This window comes from Cupriavidus oxalaticus, from assembly GCF_016894385.1.
Taxonomy (GTDB): domain Bacteria; phylum Pseudomonadota; class Gammaproteobacteria; order Burkholderiales; family Burkholderiaceae; genus Cupriavidus; species Cupriavidus oxalaticus.
Genome location: NZ_CP069811.1, coordinates 2,743,828 through 2,759,584, shown reverse-complemented (window position 1 = coordinate 2,759,584; position 15,757 = coordinate 2,743,828). Strand labels below are relative to the sequence as shown.

Genomic DNA, 15,757 nt, shown 5'->3' with positions numbered 1-15,757 from the left:
TGCGTGCATCCAAGTGTGTCCTGGTGGGCACGATGCGCGCCTTGTGATCGATGCTACATGCCTGGATGGCGAACTCAGCGCCTGCGGGGATTGAGAAATGCGGATAAAAATGCACTGCCGGTCGTTTGCCCGGCATGCGTCGGCCGCCCATAAAAAATCGCCGCTGGGGTGGCGGCGATTGGGAAAGGGTCGTCATCCAAGAGGGGGTCTTGCTGACGGGAAAAGTATAGACATTTGATTTAAGACATTACATACAACGTTGGTGGGGTACGCATGCATCACATGTTGGTTCCTCACCGGCGGAGGGCGGAGGGCCTGCGCCTCAGAACGGCTTGCCCAGGTAGAGATAGAAGCTGTACGTCCCCGCCGCCGCGCGGCCATAGGCCAGGTAGAGCGGCCCCAGCGGGCTGTCCAGCGCCAGGAACAGCGAGCCGGACTTGAGCAGCCCGGTCGGGCTGCCCGGCACCAGCGGCGCGCCCATGCGTCCCGCCTCCAGCGAAAAGCCGGCGTAGATGCCCTGCAGCAGCGTCTGCCGCGCCAGCTTGTTGTAGTAGACCAGCCGCGCAAACTGCAGGTTGCCGCCCAGCAGCTGGCCGGTCGCATAGCCGGACTGCTGCAGGAAGCCGCCCCACTGGAACAGGTCATAGCGCGGCAGCGGGTTGCCGACATTGGAGCCGGCCTTGAAGCCGAGCGAGACGGTATGGTTGCCCCACGAATGCGCATAGGTTCCTTCGGCCTGCGCCTTGACATAGGAATCGTCGGCACCGAGCCCCGGTTGCGAGGCATAGACGCGCACCGAGGCCGAATAGCCGAAGCGCGGGAAGTCGACGCTGTCGAGCTGGTCGACGAAGAGCCGGCCGGTAATGGCGCCGCGCTTGATCCTGCCGGGGCCCGGCGACAGCGCCTCCGGGCCGGTGCTCAGCGTGGCGTCCAGCGTGCCGGTCTGCACGCCCAGCCGCAGCTCGCCGTACTTGGTGAACTGGCTGCCCACGTCCAGCGCGACGTCGAAGCGGCGCAGGTCGTAGGTGGCCAGGCGGGTGCTGCCCTGGAACACGTTGACCGGCCGCCGCTCCAGCTCGATGCGCGGGGCGATGAAGAAATACTGGCGCGTGTTCAGCGGCTGGTAGAACTCGCTCATCAGCGAGGTGGTCTGGCCCACCTGCGCATCGGTGCGCCACTCGGCGCCGAGCGAGTTCAGCCAGGTGCGCCGGTAGCTGCCGACCAGGTTGAAGAAGGCATCGCCGCGGAAGTCCGAACTGAGCCCGAGGCCGAAGCGCAGGTAGTCCGGCCCGTACGACTTCTCGACCGCATTGACCACCAGGATGCGCTTGCCCGGTTCTTCCAGGATGCCGTAGTTGACGTGCTCGAAGTCGCCGGTGCCGAACAGCCGCCGCATGTCCTGGTCGAGCGTGGCCTGGTCGAGCGGCTCGCCCGGCTTGGTCTCCATCACCGCGGTGGCAACCTCGGGGTTGACGCGGTGCAGCGGCGCCAGTTCGATCGCATCGACCGGCCGCGTGTCCGGCGGCGGCACCGCCTGCTGCACCGCGCGCAGCTGCGCGTACTGCGCCGGCGGCAGCGCCAGCGGCGCGAGGCGTTCGGCCACCTTGCGCGCCGCGGCTTCGCCGATGGGGATGGTGGCGGTCAGGTGGTCGAAGTCGGTCGCGGAGAAGTCGCCGAGCGCGGGCTCGATCAGCACGTCGGCGGGAGCCAGCGAGGCCAGCGAGGCGCGCACGTTCTGCTCGGTCAGGATATTGAGCATCTGGCCCGTCACGCCGATGACCGAGGTCAGTTCCTCGCGCTTCATCAGCGGCGTGCCGAGGTTGACGGCGATGATGACATCGGCGCCCATCGCGCGCGCCACGCCGACCGGCAGGTTGTCGGTGAGTCCGCCGTCGACCAGTAGCCGGCCCTGGTACTCCGCCGGCGCCACCGCACCCGGGACCGACATGCTGGCGCGCATCACGTTGGCCAGCTCGCCGGAATTGAACACCACCGGCGTGCCGGAGACCAGGTCGGTGGCGACGGCGCGGTAGGGGATCGGCAGCTTGTCGAAGTCGCGGTAGCCGGGCGTGCGCGCCAGCTGGCGCAGCACCGTTTCCAGCTGCACGCCCGAGACCGCGCCCTTGGGCAACAGCAGCCCGCTTGCCTGCACGCCGATCTCGGGCGTGAACAGGTTGGTGAAGTCGTCCTGCTTGCGGCGGATGGTCAGGTCCTGGCGCGGCGGGCGTTCCTTGAACAGCTTCTCGGTGCTCAGGCCGCCGACCAGCCGCTCCATCTCGGCGGGCGACATGCCGGTGGCATAGGCGCCGCCGACCAGCGAGCCCATGCTGGTGCCTGCGATGCAGTCCACCGGCACGCGCAGTTCCTCCAGCACCTTGAGCACGCCGATATGCGCGGCGCCGCGCGCCCCGCCGCCGGACAACACCAGGCAGATGCGCGGACGCGTGCCGCGGACAGGCGCGGCGGGGGCGGCAGGTGTGCCGGTCGCGGCCGGCGCCGGCACGTCCGCTGCGCTCGATGCGCTCGATGCGGTCGATGCGGTCGCTACGTCCGGCGCAGCCCGGGCGCCCACGGCAAGGCACGCCGCCAGCGCGAGCGCTGCCAGCCGCAGGATCCGCAACCCATCGGGTGTGGCTGCCTTCATGTCGTCGTCCGTTCAGCAGGCAGCCGCAATGGCGGCGCCGGTTGCCCGGTCTGTGCGCGGCCGGGATGGGCGTCGGCTTATCTTCGGGCAAAACGCGGCGCACGGGCCGCCTGGCGCGCGTGCCGCAAAACAATTCATCATGCCGCTCGGAAGCGTGCAGATCGGCATCCGCTGCCGGGAGCGCCCTGCGCAGGCCGCGCGCAGTGACTAAGATGAACGCAGGCCAAGGCGGGTGGGGAATGCATGTACGGTTATTTCTTTTGCCAGACCGCAGTGGGGCAACTGACGCTGATTCCCCGCGAGAAGGACTGGATGCTGATGCTGGGCAATGGCGTGATGGGGCGTTACCCGGATGCCCAGGCAGCGGTGGATGCCCTGTACGACGGCGCAATAAGCGCGCGGGGCCGGCGTATCGACGCGAGCGCGCTGGGCGTGCCGCCACGCGCGCACGACTGGCTCTACCATGTACTGAGCCGCTGAAGCAGCCAGCGGCGCGCCTGGCGGGCCGAATGGGACGGGCTTGGGACCGGCTTGGGACGGCACGGACCGCACGGACCGCGAAGAGGGGGGAATCGCCATGACCGTACTGGTGGAGTGGACCCGCGAACATACCTGCCGGCTGTTCCCGATGTCGGCCGAATACCATCGCGCCGGGGGCAGCGAGGTGCAGGTGAGCTGGCAGGCCGAGCCGCCCGGCTCGCCGGGGCGCTGCCGCATCAGTGCGTTGCTCGCGTTCGACCAGGACGTGATCGATGCCGTCTACCTGGCCGACCCGCCCGAGCTGGCCCGCATCGGTGCGCGGCTGGCCGACCTGGTGGCGCGCTGGCTTGCCGATGACGATATGGCCTGCCTGTCCGGCACGGCGCTGGTGATCCCGGTCGGCAGCGTGCTGCTGAGTCACTGAGCGCCACTGGCTCGGCGCTGCAGCGACGCGGCGCGGTTGGCGCCGGCGGCATATACTGGCGGCTGATCCGCCAAATCCGCCCGCAGCGGCGTGCAGTCCGTGTCCCAAGCGTCTCCCGTCAACCCTGCCGCCAACCCAGTCGCCAGCCCCGTCGCCAGCCCCGCCGATGACCCGCGCCCCGTACCGCCCGAGCGGCCGGGCGACGATGAATGCTGCGGCTCCGGCTGCGATCCCTGCATCTTCGACTACTACTACCAGGAGCTGGACCGCTACCGCGAGGAACTGCGCGCGTGGGAAGCGCGCCAGGCTGCGCGGCACGCGGAGGATCCGGCCAGTTGAACGCCCTGCTTGACTTCGTACGGCGCCATCCGCGCCTGTTCGTGCTGACCGGCGCCGGCATCAGCACGGATTCCGGCATCCCCGGCTATCGCGATGCGCGCGGCCAGTGGCAGCGTTCGCAGCCGATCACGCTGCAGGCCTTCCTCGGCTCGCACGCCGGGCGCCAGCGCTACTGGGCGCGCAGCATGCTGGGCTGGCCGGTGGCGTGGCAGGCGCGGCCCAACGGCGCCCATCAGGCGCTGGTCCGGCTGGGCGAGCAGGGCCACCTGGGCGCGCTGGTCACGCAGAATGTCGACGGCTTGCACCAGCGTGCCGGCAGCCGCGGCGTGATCGAGCTGCACGGCAGCCTGGCCAGCGCCATCTGCTTGGACTGCGGCGCGCGCCATGACCGCGCCGGCCTGCAGGACTGGCTGCTGGACCGGAACGCCGCGCTGCGCGACGTGATCGCCGAGCCGGCCGCCGATGGCGACGTGCATTTCGAATCGCCGCTGTTCGCGCAGTTCCGCGTGCCGGAGTGCGGGCGCTGCGGCGGCATCCTCAAGCCGGACGTGGTTTTCTTCGGGGAGTCGGTCCCGCGTGTGCGCGTCGATGCCGCGCGTGCGGCGCTGGAGGCCGCCGATGCGGTGCTGGTGGTGGGCTCGTCGCTGATGGTCTACTCGGGCTACCGCTTCTGCGTCTGGGCCGGGCAGATGGGCAAGCCGGTGGCGGCGCTCAACCTCGGCACCACGCGCGCGGACGCTATGCTGGCGCTGAAGGTCGAAGCCGGCTGCGCGCCTGCGCTGCAGGCGCTGGTGGCGCAGCTCGGTTCCGGCGCTGCAAATTGAGCGATGGCCGGATCATGCCTGCCGCCCGTTGACGCGGCCGCCGTACAGGCATAGCATCGCCAGACCTTCGCATCAAATTCCCGATTTCGTCATGACCGCAGACCGCCAACGCCCCGTCAACGCCGCACCGCCGTGCGAAGCGTTGCCGTGCGTGCGTCGCCAGCCTGCGTTCGTCTCTGTCGCACCGCCGCCGCCGCTCTCCGGCGGCGCGCATCCGCCCCCGCCGCCACGCGGCTGACGGGCGCATCGCGGCCCGCATCGCAGCACTCTCGTCCCCGGTATTCACGCCTGCGCGTGCCTGACGGCACGGCAGCCGCGCGCGTTGCGCGCCGCTGCAGTCGATTCGCGCGCCCGCGCGCCGGGGCCTGCCATGCCTTCGACAGATGACATTTATGACCACCGAAAACAACTGCGCGGCGCAACCGGGCGCCGCAACGGACGCCCGGCATGCGGTATCCGCCGCGTTCTGGGCCACACCCCTGTTCGTGCTGCTGTGGAGCAGCGGCGCCATCGCGGCGCGCCTCGGGCTGGACCACGCCACGCCCTTTGCCTTGCTGACGCTGCGCTTTGCGATGACGCTGGCGGTGCTCGGCGCCATCGGCCTGGCGCGCGGCCATGTGCTGCCCCCGCGGGGCGAACGGCTGCATGTGGCGCTGACCGGCCTGCTGCTGATCGGCGGCTACGCCGTGTTCTACCTCCTCGCACTCGACCATGGCATGACGCCCGGCGTGCTTGCCACCGTGCTGGGCGCGCAACCGATGCTGACCCTGTTGCTGACCGAGCGACGCTGCAGCACTACCCGCATGGCGGGCCTGGCGCTCGCGCTCGCCGGGCTGGCGCTGGTGGTCGCGGACAGCCTGCTGCTGGCACGGCTTTCCCTGGCGGGCGTGTTGTGCGGGCTGGCATCGCTCGCTTGCATGACGGTCGGCGCCATCCTGCAGAAGCGCATCACGCGCGAGCCGGCGCAGGTGCTGCCGCTGCAGTACGGCGCCAGCCTCGCGGCGTGCCTGCTGTGCCTGCCGTTCCAGCCTTTTGCTTTCGAGGTATCGCTGGCGTTCGCGCTGCCGCTGCTGTGGCTGACGCTGGGCATCTCGATCGGCGCCACGCTGCTGTTCTACCGGCTGATCCGCGCGGGCAACCTGGTCAACGTGACCAGCCTGTTCTACCTGGTGCCGGCCGGTACCGCCGTGCTGGACTACCTGCTGCTGGGCAACCGGATGGCGCCGCTGGCGGTTGCCGGGATGGCCGCGGTGCTGGCGGGGCTGGCGCTGGTGTTCCGCGGCGCGCGGGAAAGGGCACCGGAAGCGGCGTAGCCTCAGCGGTTCTTCACTTCGACCCGCACTTCGTCCTTGCCGACCGTGATCGTCCCCGGCTCGACCTCCTTGCCGCCGAAGCGCAGTTCCTCGGGCTTGAAGGTATAGACCGGGTAGTCCTTCAGCAACTGCTGCGCGACGACCGCGCCGATGGCATTGAGCTGCTCGCGGTACTGGGCCATGCCGTTGACCTCCACTTGCTGCACCGTGGGGTTGTCGAGCAGCACGGCGCGCTGGCCGGGGTCGTAGCGCACGCCGCTGTTGAGCGCCAGCTTGCCGTCGACCGGCGGCGAGGGCAGCAATGCATTGGTCAGGCGTGCGTCGACATGGGTGGTGAGCCGGTTGCTGGCCTCGTCGAGCACCAGCCGGGGGTGGCTCAGCTGCACGGTCACCACTTCCGCGTAGCGCAGCGTGGCGGGAAAGCGCTGTTCCAGCGCGGCCTGCAGTTCCTGGCGGCTCAGCGTGTATTCGCCGGTCCAGACGTTGTAGCCGGCCAGCGCGGGTGTGGCAGCGGCGCAGACGGCCGCAACGACAGCCGCGGCGGCAGGGAGCAGGGAGGGGCGCAGGCGCATGTGGCGGATGGTGCGCGCCTCGCCGGCGCGCCGTGGATGGAGTCAGCCAGTCAGACCGCGCGCGCGGGGTGGCGTTCCGTCACATGGCCGACGCGCGCACCCGACGCCGCATCAGTAATGCGGCGGGATTTCCTGCAGGGGATCGGATTCCGCCGCCGTCGACGCGGCGCTGCGCAACTGCTGGTAGAGCGCGCGAAACTGCCCCTGCAACAGGTCGATCTGCTGCTGCTGCCGGGCCACGGTGGCGTTGAGCGTTTCGAGCAGGTCTTCCTGGAAGGCGAGCTTGATTTCGAGTTCCGTGATGCGTTCGTCCATGGCGCGTGGCTGTCGTGGGTTTGCCGGTTTCTCCGGCTGGCGGCGCGCATTGTAATCCCGTATGTGGTCCGGTATGTGGTCCCGTATGTGGTCCTGTATGCCGCTGCCGCCGGCGAAACCGCGCGCGCCGTGCTTACTTCTGCTCGGTGATCAGCATCCACATGACGCCGAAGCGGTCGCTCACCATGCCAAACTGCTCGGCGAAGAAGGTCTTGTCCAGCGGCATCACCACCTGGCCGCCTTCCTTCAGGCCGTTGAAGGCCTTTTCCACGGAGGCCTTGTCGGCAAAGCTGATGGTCAGGCCGAAGCCTTCGAACTTGGGCTGGTTCGAGCAGCGGCCGTCGGACGCCATGATCACGCTGTCGCCGATCTGGAATTCCATGTGCATGACCTTGTCTTCCGTTCCCGGCGGAGCCTGGCAGCCGGGGTCGGCCTTTTCGGGCTCGGGGTTCTCCTTGAACGTCATCCGCATGTTGACCTTGGCGCCAAGGGTTTTCTTGTAGAACTCCACCGCTTCATCGCAACGGCCTTCAAGAAAGAGATAGGGCTGGACTTGCATGACAACTCCTGTAGAGGAGGCCGCCCGGGCGGGGCGGCCAGGAAGAACGTAGCCGTCGTGCGGACGATGCCCGCAAGGATCCGGCAACCGGGCGCAACGCTTTTGTGTACGCCGTCCACAATACCTTAGCAAACAAAGTGGTCGGCGTCCACATGAATGCGAAACGGGTCGTGTGCGAGGCCTCGCGTGCCGGGCTGCACTAGAATGCCCGCGAACCGTCTCGATCCGGCTCTCGCCTGACCACTTTAGACACCCGGAGCTGCCTTGCGTTACGAACTGACCGACCTGCGCCTGTTCCAGGCGATCGCCGATGCACAAAGTCTTTCGGGCGGCGCTTCGGCCACGCATATCACCGCATCGGCGGCAAGCTACCGGCTGAAGAACCTCGAGCATGCGATGGGCACGCCGCTGTTCGTGCGCACCGCGCGCGGCATGGAGCTGACGCCGGCGGGGGAGACACTGCTGGTCCATGTGCGCGAGCTGCTGCTCGGCGTCGAGCGCATGCACGGCGAGGTGGGCCGTTTCTCGGCGGGCCTGAAAGGCAATATCCGCCTGCTGGCCAACAGCAGCTCGCTCAACGGCTTCATCATCCCGAGCGTGAGCCGCTTCCTGCTGGCCAACCCGGACGTGAACATCGACCTTGAGGAGCGCGCCAGCCAGTCGATCCTGACCGCGGTCGCGGCGCATGAAGCTGACGTCGGCATTCTCGCCGGCGATTTCGAGACCACCGGCGTGCGCTCGGTGCGCTATGCGCGCGACGAGCTGATCCTGGCGGTCGCGGCGGAGCATCCGCTGGCGCGCGAGCCGGAGGTCCGCTTCGGCGCGGCGCTGGCTTTCGACTTTGTCTGCATGAGCCGCACCAGCAGCAACTTCCTGTTCCTGCGCGACATGGCGCAGCGCGCGGGCAAGAGTCCTAACGTGCGGCTGCATGCGCACAGCTTCGACGCGGTGCTGTCGCTGGCCGAGGCGGGGGTGGGCGTGGCGCTGGTGCCGCGCAGCGTGGCGGCACAGGCGCTGCGCGAAGCGCGCGTGGTGGGGGTGCGGCTGGCCGAGCCGTGGGCACTGCGCGAACTCAACCTGATCGTGCGCGCCGACGGCAAGCTGCCGGCATTTGCCGAGGCGTTCGCGCAGTTCCTGCTCAACGATCCGCGCGTGGTGGCCACGCGCGAGGGCGGCGCCGTGGCCAGCACGGCGCCATAGGGCAAATCAGCGCTTGCGGTTGAGGAACGTGGCCATATGCTGCTGCGGCTCGCCGGTGTCGAAGGCGCTGCCGAATTCCGCCACGCTGTTGTTGATCGACACATCGACCGGCGCATCTTCCCACTCGCGCAGCAAGCGCTTCTGCTGGCGCACGGCAACGGGGCCGAAGCCCGCCAGCAGCGCGGCCACGCGCTCGACCTCCTGGTCCAGCGCATCCAGCGGCACCACGCGGTTGACCAGGCCCCACTGCAGCGCGTCGTCGGCGTCGGCGATCTCGCCCGTCAGCAGCAGCCACGATGCACGCGCATTGCCGATCAGGCGCGGCATCAGCGCGGCGTGGATCACCGACGGGATGCCGACCTTGACCTCTGGCATGCCGAGCTGCGCATTGTCGGCGGCGACGCGGATATCGCACGCCAGCGCCAGCTCCAGCCCGCCGCCCAGGCACCAGCCCGGCATGCGCGCGATCACCGGCGCCGGGCAGTGGCGCACCGCGTCGCACAGGCGGCGCAGGCCGCTGATGAAGGCCTGCGCGCTGGTGCGGTCCAGCGCGGCCATTTCCTTGATGTCGGCGCCGCCGATAAAGCCCTTGTCGCCGGTGCCGCGCAGCACCACCACGCGTACCGCGTCGTTGGCCGCCAGCGCCTCGATCGCGCGCGTGACCGAGGCGATCACCGGCGTGCCGAGGATGTTGAGGGAGCCCGCGTCGCGGATGGTGACGGTGGCAATGCCGCGCGCGTCGATGTCGACGCCGGCGTACTGTTCCTGGATGGTTTCGCTCATGTCGTTCCTTGCTGGTGGCTGGCTTACTGGAGCCTGGTGAACTGGATCTCGTCGACGACCTTCTTCCAGTGCGCATTCTGCCCGCGCACCAGTTCGGAGAAGGCCTGGCGCGAGGTGGGTGCCGGGATCGCGCCCTGCTTCTCGATCGCGGCGATCACGTCGGGCTCGGCCAGCACCTTGCGCACGGCCTGGTTCAGCTTGTCGAGGATCGGGGCGGGCGTGCCGGCCGGTGCGGCCAGTCCGAACCACGACGGATTGTTCATCGCCGGCAGGCCGGCTTCGGCATAGGTCGGCACGTTGGGCAGCACCTTCAGGCGCTGCTTTGCCGCAACCGCCAGCGGCTTCAGGCGTCCGCCCTGGATCAGCGCGGACGACGACGGGATATTGTCGAACACGACCTGGATCTGGCCCGCGACCGCATCGTTGAGCGCGGGACCCAGGCCTTTGTAGGGCACGTGCAGCATGCGCGTGCCGGTGGCGTTCATGAACAGCTCGCCGTTCATGTGGCTCAGGCCGCCATTGCCCGACGAGCCGAACGAATACTTGCCCGGATTGGCTTTCAGCAGCTTGATGAAGGACTGCAGGTCTGCCGCGGGGAACGACGGGTTCACCACCAGCACGTTGGGCACGTCGGCGAGGTTGCTGATCGGCGCGAAATCCTTCACCGGGTCATACGCGGTCTTGACGTAGACGTTCGGGTTGACCGCATGCGAGCTTTCCACCTCCATCACCAGCGTGTAGCCATCGGCAGGCTGCTTGGCGGCATAGGCGCTGCCCACGGCGCCGCCGGCGCCCGGGCGGTTCTCGATCACTACCGGCTGGCCCAGCACCGGGCCGAGGTGGGTGCCGACGATGCGGGCGATGATGTCGGTGGTGCCGCCCGCGGCGTAGGGCACGACCAGCTTGATCGGGCGGTCGGGGTAGGCGCTGGCCTGCGCGGCGCCGGCTGTGGCGAGCGCGGCGAACAGGGCAGCGGTGGCAAGGACTGGTTTCATCGGGTGTCTCCGGAGCAGGGTTTGTCGGTCTTGTGTGGGCAGGGGATCAGTTGGCGGCGCCGTGCTCGCCCAGCAGCGGCGGTGGCATGGGCACGCCGTCGTGGCCCGCCAGCATCGGGTTGCGCACCATCGGCACGCGGCCCATGACGGGGTGCTCCGCCACCTGCATCAGGCCGCGGTGCTGCACCTGTGGGTGGGCGAAGACTTCATCCATGGTGTGGATCGGGCCCCACGGCACGCCGTTGGCGTCGAACGCATCGGTCCAGGCGGCGCGCGTGCGGGTGGGGAAGAGTTCGGTCAGCAGCCCGCGCAGCGCCGGCAGGTGCTCGATGCGCGCCGAATTGGTGGCGTAGCGCGGGTCCTGTGCCAACTCAGGCATGCCCGCCACCGCGCAGAAGCGCGCGAACTGGCCGTCATTGCCGATCGCCAGGATCAGGTGGCCGTCGGCGCAGCGGAACACTTCATACGGCGCGCAATTGGGATGCGCGTTGCCGCTGCGCTGCGGATTCTGGCCAGAGACCAGGTAGTTGGCGGCCTGGTTGGCGTTCATCGCCACGGCCACGTCGAGCAGCGCGATGTCCAGGTGCGCGCCGGCGCCGGTCGCTTGCCGCTGGTACAGCGCGGCCAGCACCGCCGAGGTCGCATACATGCCGGTGCTCAGGTCCACCACCGCCACGCCGGTGCGCAGCGGTCCCGCGCCCGGTGCGCCGTCGGGCTGGCCGGTATAGCTCATCAGGCCGCCCATGCCCTGGAACACGTAGTCATAGCCGGGCTTGTCGGCCATCGGCCCGTCCTGGCCGAAGCCGGTGATCGACAGGTAGACCAGGCGGGGGTTGATCGCCTTCAGCGAGTCGTAGTCCAGCCCGTAGCGGCGCAGCGTGCCGACCTTGTAGTTCTCGACCAGCACGTCGGCCTCGCGCGCCAGCTCGCGCACCTGCGCGGCGCCTTCCGGCGTGCCGTAGTCGATCGCCACCGAGCGCTTGCCGCGATTGCAGCAGATGAAGTAGCCGGACAGGCGCGGATCGCCTTCGGCGCCGGCGGGTGCGTCCAGGTAGGGCGGCCCCCAGCCGCGCGTGTCGTCGCCGCGCTGGGGGTGTTCGACCTTGGTCACCTCGGCGCCCAGGTCGGCCAGGTTCTGGGTGCACCAGGGACCGGCCAGGATGCGCGACAGGTCCAGGACCCGGATCCCTTGCAGGGCGCGATGCAGCATGACGACTCCGCTCTCAAAACGACGATGCGGCGCAGTATAGGGAGGGGCCCGGGGGGCGAACCAGTCGATAGTTTTGAAGGGCGCGTTCGCGGCTTTTCAACGCTCCGCCGGGGTGCGGCCCGCGACCCGGCATTGGCCCGCGTTTGGCGCGTGGGCGCTGCCGTGTCACAATTCGCGTTTGGCACTGACTCGGCCCGTGACTCGGCCGGCCGCGTCGCCGTGCTTCCGCGTGCCGGCGCCTTTGCGCGCAACGCGGCGGAAGCCCGCCCAAGAGCCGACAAATTCACTTAGATTTCTGGCGATGACTACCATCCTGCAGCACATTCCTACCGGCGAGCGCGTCGGTATCGCCTTCTCCGGCGGCCTTGACACCAGCGCGGCACTCCTCTGGATGCGCCAGAAGGGCGCCGTCCCCTACGCCTACACCGCCAACCTGGGCCAGCCCGACGAGCCCGACTACGACGACATCCCGCGCCGCGCCAAGGCCTACGGCGCCGAGGAAGCCCGCCTGGTCGACTGCCGCACGCAGCTGGTGGCCGAGGGCATCGCCGCGCTGCAGTGCGGTGCGTTCCACATCTCCACCGCCGGCATCACCTACTTCAACACCACCCCGATCGGCCGCGCCGTCACCGGCACCATGCTGGTCGCCGCGATGAAGGAAGATGGCGTCAACATCTGGGGCGATGGCAGCACGTTCAAGGGCAATGACATCGAGCGCTTCTACCGCTACGGCCTGCTGACCAACCCCGGCCTGCAGATCTACAAGCCGTGGCTGGACCAGCAGTTCATCGACGAACTGGGCGGCCGCGCCGAGATGTCCGAGTTCATGCGCCAGAACGGCTTCGACTACAAGATGTCGGCCGAGAAGGCGTACTCGACCGACTCCAACATGCTGGGCGCCACCCACGAGGCCAAGGACCTGGAGCACCTGGATTCGGGCATCCGCATCGTCCAGCCGATCATGGGCGTGCAGTTCTGGCGCGATGACGTGGAAGTCAAGCGCGAGGAAGTCACCGTGCGCTTCGAGGAAGGCCAGCCGGTCGCGCTGAACGGCCAGACCTTCGCCAACGCCGTTGACCTGTTCATGGAAGCCAACCGCATCGGCGGCCGCCATGGCCTGGGCATGAGCGACCAGATCGAAAACCGCATCATCGAAGCCAAGAGCCGCGGCATCTACGAAGCCCCGGGCCTGGCGCTGCTGTTCATCGCCTACGAGCGCCTGATCACCGGCATCCACAACGAAGACACCATCGAGCAGTACCGCGACAACGGCCGCCGCCTGGGCCGCCTGCTGTACCAGGGCCGCTGGTTCGACCCGCAAGCCATCATGCTGCGCGAAACCGCCCAGCGCTGGGTGGCCGGCGCCATCACCGGCGAAGTCACCATCGAACTGCGCCGCGGCAACGACTACTCGATCCTGAACACCACCTCGCCCAACCTGACCTACAAGCCGGAACGGCTGACGATGGAAAAGGGCGAGTCGATGTTCACGCCGCTGGACCGGATCGGCCAGCTGACCATGCGTACGCTGGATATCGTCGATACGCGCGAGAAGCTGCAGACGTATGCCAAGACCGGCCTGCTGTCGACGCAGGTGAGCGCTTCGCTGCCGAAGCTGGAAGACTGAGCGGGGTCGCGACGGTTGGCGCGATTTGCTTGAAAAAAACCGGCACCTTTGGGTGCCGGTTTTTTTGCGCCGTCTCCGGCAACGCCGGCTGGCGCGAGCCCCGTTGTGGCGGCGTACACTGTGGCCTCGAGACCACCGGAGCCATCCACCATGCCCGCCCTCCGCACCCTCTACCCCGAAATCGAGCCCTACCAGACCGGCACGCTCGATGTCGGCGACGGCCACGTCATCTATTACGAGCGCGTCGGCACGCCGGGCGCCAAGCCGGCGGTGTTCCTGCACGGCGGGCCCGGTGGCGGGATCTCGGCCGACCATCGGCGGCTGTTCGACCCGGCGCGCTATGACGTGCTGCTGTTCGACCAGCGCGGCTGCGGGCGATCGACGCCGCATGCCGGGCTTGCGCATAACACCACATGGCACCTGGTCGACGATATCGAGCGCCTGCGCGAACTGGCCGGCGTGGAGCGCTGGCTGGTATTCGGCGGTTCCTGGGGCTCGACGCTCGCGCTGGCCTATGCGCAGAAGCATCCGCAACGCGTCAGCGAGCTGGTGCTGCGCGGCATCTACACGGTGTCGCAGGCCGAGCTGGACTGGTACTACCAGTACGGCGTGTCCGAGATGTTCCCCGAGAAATGGGAGCGCTTCCAGGCGCCGGTGCCCGAAGCGGAGCGCGGCAACATGATGGCGGCCTATCGCAAGCTGCTGACCGGCGACGACAAGGACAAGCAGGTCGAAGCCGCGCGTGCCTGGAGCGTGTGGGAAGGCGAGACCATCACGCTGCTGCCGGATGCCGGCAACAGCGCCAGGCATGACGACAGCCACTTCGCGCTGGCCTTCGCGCGGCTGGAGAACCATTACTTCACGCACCGCTGCTGGCTGGAGGATGGCCAGCTGCTGCGCGATGCATGCAAGCTGGCCGATATCCCCGGCGTGATCGTGCATGGCCGCTATGACATGCCGTGCCCGGTGCGCTATGCCCATGCCCTGCACAAGGCGTGGCCCAAGGCGGATTTCCACCTGATCGAAGGGGCGGGCCATGCGTGGACGGAGCCGGGCATCACGGATCAGTTGATTGCGGCGACGGATCGGTTCGCGGGGTAGGGGTGTGGCGGTTGATGTGGCAAGCCGCCTGAGACATCGGATCGCCACGGGTTTGCTCCCCTCTCCCGCATGCGGGAGAGGGGCCGGGGGTGAGGGCCGGCGCCTCCACGAAGCCACGCGCTGCAAACCCCGCCGTTCAGCGCAAGCGGCCGTGTGTCACCATCAACGTCAGCGGCCGCGCCAGGAGCGTACTGGCCAGCGCCATCAGCAGCAGCCCCGAGAACGCCGTCGTGCTGATGACGCGCGCGTCCAGCAGCACGGTCAGCACCACCACCTCGACCAGTCCCTTGGTCTGCAGCAGTGCGCCAAGCGCCAGCGATCTGCGCCAGCCCATGCCAGCGCGCAATGCCGGCAGCGCGACGCCGGCCATCTTGCCGGCGACGGCGACTACCAGCGACAGCGCGGCGATCCATAGCGTCATCGGTTCCTGCAGCGAAATCTCGGTACGCAGCCCGGCGGCGAGGAAGAAGAACGGCAACAGCACCACCACCGTCATCGGTTCCAGCTGCTGGCGCACGCGCTGTGCCGCCCGCGATGGCCAGACCAGCCCGGCGACGAAGCCGCCCATCACATGGTGCAGCCCGGCCAGCTCGCCCAGGAATGCCGACGCGAGCACCAGGAAGAACGCGACCGCCAGCAGCAGTTCCGTCTCCTGCGCGCGGCGCAGCAGCCAGGCGAGCGCGGGGCGCACCACGCCGAACATGAAGGCGAGGTAGGCAACGGCGCGCGCGCCGATGACCAGCGCGCCGGCGCCTTGCTGGCTGCCCTGCTGCAGCAGCACCAGCGTCAGGAACAGCCACACCCATGCGTCATTGACCGCCGCGCATCGCAGCGCGAGCTGGCCCAGCGGCGTGCCGGTCAGCCGCATCTCGCGCAGCAGCGCGCCCAGCACGGGCAGCGCGGTGACCGCGGTGCAGATCCCCATCGCGCAGGCGAACCAGTAGGGATTGGCCTGCTCGCCCGCCACCGGCCAGCCGGCGTGGATCATCCACCACCCGGCCGCGCCGCCGAGCACGAATGGCGCGGCGATGCTGCCCAGCGAGATGCGCAGGGTGTCGTGCCAGTGCGTCGTCGCTGCGTCTTCGCGCAAATGCAGGCCGGTCAGGAAGCAGAACAGCGTCACGGCGAGCCATTGCAGGCCGGACAGCATCGGCAGGTGATCGGGGCCGAACAGCGCCGACCAGCCCTGTGGCGCCAGCTGGCCGAACACCGACGGCCCGAGCATGATGCCGGCCAGCACCTGCACCGCCACCAGCGGAAACGCTGCCTGCAGGCCCGCGCCGCGCCACAGCAGGTAGGGCAGCGCGACCACCAGCATGGCCTGCAGGAAGAAGATGCTTACCGCGTTCATCGGGATGTCCTTCTGCTATC

General features: G+C 68.8%; 16 protein-coding genes. 8 read left to right on the top strand and 8 right to left on the bottom strand.

All coding sequences use genetic code 11. The annotated features are described in order from the left end of the window. Positions 1-322 precede the first annotated feature (322 nt). Positions 323-2,644, bottom strand: a complete 2,322-nt coding sequence (locus tag JTE92_RS12130; protein ID WP_063237618.1) for a patatin-like phospholipase family protein — start codon at positions 2,642-2,644, stop codon at positions 323-325. A gap of 243 nt (positions 2,645-2,887) precedes the next feature. Here JTE92_RS12130 and JTE92_RS12125 point away from each other — a divergent pair, with 243 nt between their 5' ends. From JTE92_RS12125 to JTE92_RS12105, 5 genes are all read left to right on the top strand, one after another. Then, complete coding sequence (locus tag JTE92_RS12125; protein WP_063237617.1) at positions 2,888-3,124, top strand: hypothetical protein; 237 nt, start codon at positions 2,888-2,890, stop codon at positions 3,122-3,124. 97 nt (positions 3,125-3,221) lie between these two features. Further along, on the top strand, positions 3,222-3,548 hold the full coding sequence (locus JTE92_RS12120; RefSeq protein ID WP_063237616.1) for an RNA-binding protein: 327 nt from the start codon (positions 3,222-3,224) through the stop codon (positions 3,546-3,548). Between the two features lie 99 nt (positions 3,549-3,647). Then, entirely contained in the window at positions 3,648-3,887 is a 240-nt protein-coding gene (locus JTE92_RS12115) for an oxidoreductase-like domain-containing protein (RefSeq protein WP_084254482.1), read from the top strand. Beyond that, on the top strand, positions 3,884-4,711 hold the full coding sequence (locus tag JTE92_RS12110) for an NAD-dependent protein deacetylase (RefSeq protein WP_063237614.1): 828 nt from the start codon (positions 3,884-3,886) through the stop codon (positions 4,709-4,711). Before JTE92_RS12115 ends, JTE92_RS12110 begins: the two co-directional genes overlap by 4 nt. A 392-nt stretch (positions 4,712-5,103) precedes the next feature. Continuing rightward, complete coding sequence (locus JTE92_RS12105; protein WP_063237613.1) at positions 5,104-6,024, top strand: DMT family transporter; 921 nt, start codon at positions 5,104-5,106, stop codon at positions 6,022-6,024. 2 nt (positions 6,025-6,026) lie between these two features. On the opposite strand, the gene JTE92_RS12100 is transcribed toward JTE92_RS12105, so the two are convergent. From JTE92_RS12100 to JTE92_RS12090, 3 genes are all read right to left on the bottom strand, one after another. After that, positions 6,027-6,596 carry a DUF1439 domain-containing protein gene (locus JTE92_RS12100; RefSeq protein ID WP_063237612.1) on the bottom strand — a complete coding sequence of 190 codons (570 nt, stop codon included), beginning with the start codon at positions 6,594-6,596 and terminating at the stop codon, positions 6,027-6,029. Positions 6,597-6,707: 111 nt separating this feature from the next. Beyond that, entirely contained in the window at positions 6,708-6,911 is a 204-nt protein-coding gene (locus JTE92_RS12095; protein WP_063237611.1) for a SlyX family protein, read from the bottom strand. Between the two features lie 133 nt (positions 6,912-7,044). After that, positions 7,045-7,470, bottom strand: coding sequence for a VOC family protein (locus JTE92_RS12090; RefSeq protein ID WP_063237610.1), 426 nt, complete (start codon positions 7,468-7,470; stop codon positions 7,045-7,047). Between the two features lie 264 nt (positions 7,471-7,734). Between JTE92_RS12090 and JTE92_RS12085 the strand changes: the two genes are divergently transcribed. Next, entirely contained in the window at positions 7,735-8,670 is a 936-nt protein-coding gene (locus tag JTE92_RS12085) for a LysR family transcriptional regulator (RefSeq protein ID WP_063237609.1), read from the top strand. A gap of 6 nt (positions 8,671-8,676) precedes the next feature. Here JTE92_RS12085 and JTE92_RS12080 read toward each other — a convergent pair whose 3' ends face one another. Genes JTE92_RS12080 through JTE92_RS12070 form a run of 3 tightly spaced genes read right to left on the bottom strand, consistent with a single transcriptional unit; the run spans position 8,677 to position 11,658 of the window. After that, entirely contained in the window at positions 8,677-9,453 is a 777-nt protein-coding gene (locus JTE92_RS12080; RefSeq protein WP_063237608.1) for an enoyl-CoA hydratase, read from the bottom strand. Between the two features lie 23 nt (positions 9,454-9,476). Then, a complete protein-coding gene (locus JTE92_RS12075) occupies positions 9,477-10,448 on the bottom strand; it encodes a Bug family tripartite tricarboxylate transporter substrate binding protein (RefSeq protein WP_063237607.1) in 972 nt (323 codons plus the stop codon). Positions 10,449-10,494: 46 nt separating this feature from the next. Continuing rightward, entirely contained in the window at positions 10,495-11,658 is a 1,164-nt protein-coding gene (locus JTE92_RS12070; protein WP_063237606.1) for a CaiB/BaiF CoA transferase family protein, read from the bottom strand. Positions 11,659-11,959: 301 nt separating this feature from the next. On the opposite strand from JTE92_RS12070, the gene argG reads away from it, so the two are divergent. Then, entirely contained in the window at positions 11,960-13,285 is a 1,326-nt protein-coding gene (argG, locus tag JTE92_RS12065) for an argininosuccinate synthase (RefSeq protein WP_063237605.1), read from the top strand. 150 nt (positions 13,286-13,435) lie between these two features. Continuing rightward, positions 13,436-14,386 carry a prolyl aminopeptidase gene (pip, locus tag JTE92_RS12060; RefSeq protein ID WP_063237604.1) on the top strand — a complete coding sequence of 317 codons (951 nt, stop codon included), beginning with the start codon at positions 13,436-13,438 and terminating at the stop codon, positions 14,384-14,386. Positions 14,387-14,522: 136 nt separating this feature from the next. Here the strand turns inward: pip and JTE92_RS12055 are convergent, their stop codons facing one another. Next, a complete protein-coding gene (locus JTE92_RS12055; protein ID WP_063237603.1) occupies positions 14,523-15,737 on the bottom strand; it encodes a cation:proton antiporter in 1,215 nt (404 codons plus the stop codon). Between the last annotated feature and the right edge of the window lie 20 nt (positions 15,738-15,757).

Coding starts and splice junctions, on each gene's coding strand:
- JTE92_RS12105 (WP_063237613.1), top strand. CDS start 5,104: ATGACCACCGAAAACAACTGCGCGGCGCAACCGGGCGCCGCAACGGAC.
- JTE92_RS12100 (WP_063237612.1), bottom strand. CDS start 6,596: ATGCGCCTGCGCCCCTCCCTGCTCCCTGCCGCCGCGGCTGTCGTTGCG.
- JTE92_RS12130 (WP_063237618.1), bottom strand. CDS start 2,644: ATGAAGGCAGCCACACCCGATGGGTTGCGGATCCTGCGGCTGGCAGCG.
- JTE92_RS12075 (WP_063237607.1), bottom strand. CDS start 10,448: ATGAAACCAGTCCTTGCCACCGCTGCCCTGTTCGCCGCGCTCGCCACA.
- JTE92_RS12055 (WP_063237603.1), bottom strand. CDS start 15,737: ATGAACGCGGTAAGCATCTTCTTCCTGCAGGCCATGCTGGTGGTCGCG.
- pip (WP_063237604.1), top strand. CDS start 13,436: ATGCCCGCCCTCCGCACCCTCTACCCCGAAATCGAGCCCTACCAGACC.
- JTE92_RS12080 (WP_063237608.1), bottom strand. CDS start 9,453: ATGAGCGAAACCATCCAGGAACAGTACGCCGGCGTCGACATCGACGCG.
- JTE92_RS12120 (WP_063237616.1), top strand. CDS start 3,222: ATGACCGTACTGGTGGAGTGGACCCGCGAACATACCTGCCGGCTGTTC.
- argG (WP_063237605.1), top strand. CDS start 11,960: ATGACTACCATCCTGCAGCACATTCCTACCGGCGAGCGCGTCGGTATC.
- JTE92_RS12125 (WP_063237617.1), top strand. CDS start 2,888: ATGTACGGTTATTTCTTTTGCCAGACCGCAGTGGGGCAACTGACGCTG.
- JTE92_RS12095 (WP_063237611.1), bottom strand. CDS start 6,911: ATGGACGAACGCATCACGGAACTCGAAATCAAGCTCGCCTTCCAGGAA.
- JTE92_RS12090 (WP_063237610.1), bottom strand. CDS start 7,470: ATGCAAGTCCAGCCCTATCTCTTTCTTGAAGGCCGTTGCGATGAAGCG.
- JTE92_RS12070 (WP_063237606.1), bottom strand. CDS start 11,658: ATGCTGCATCGCGCCCTGCAAGGGATCCGGGTCCTGGACCTGTCGCGC.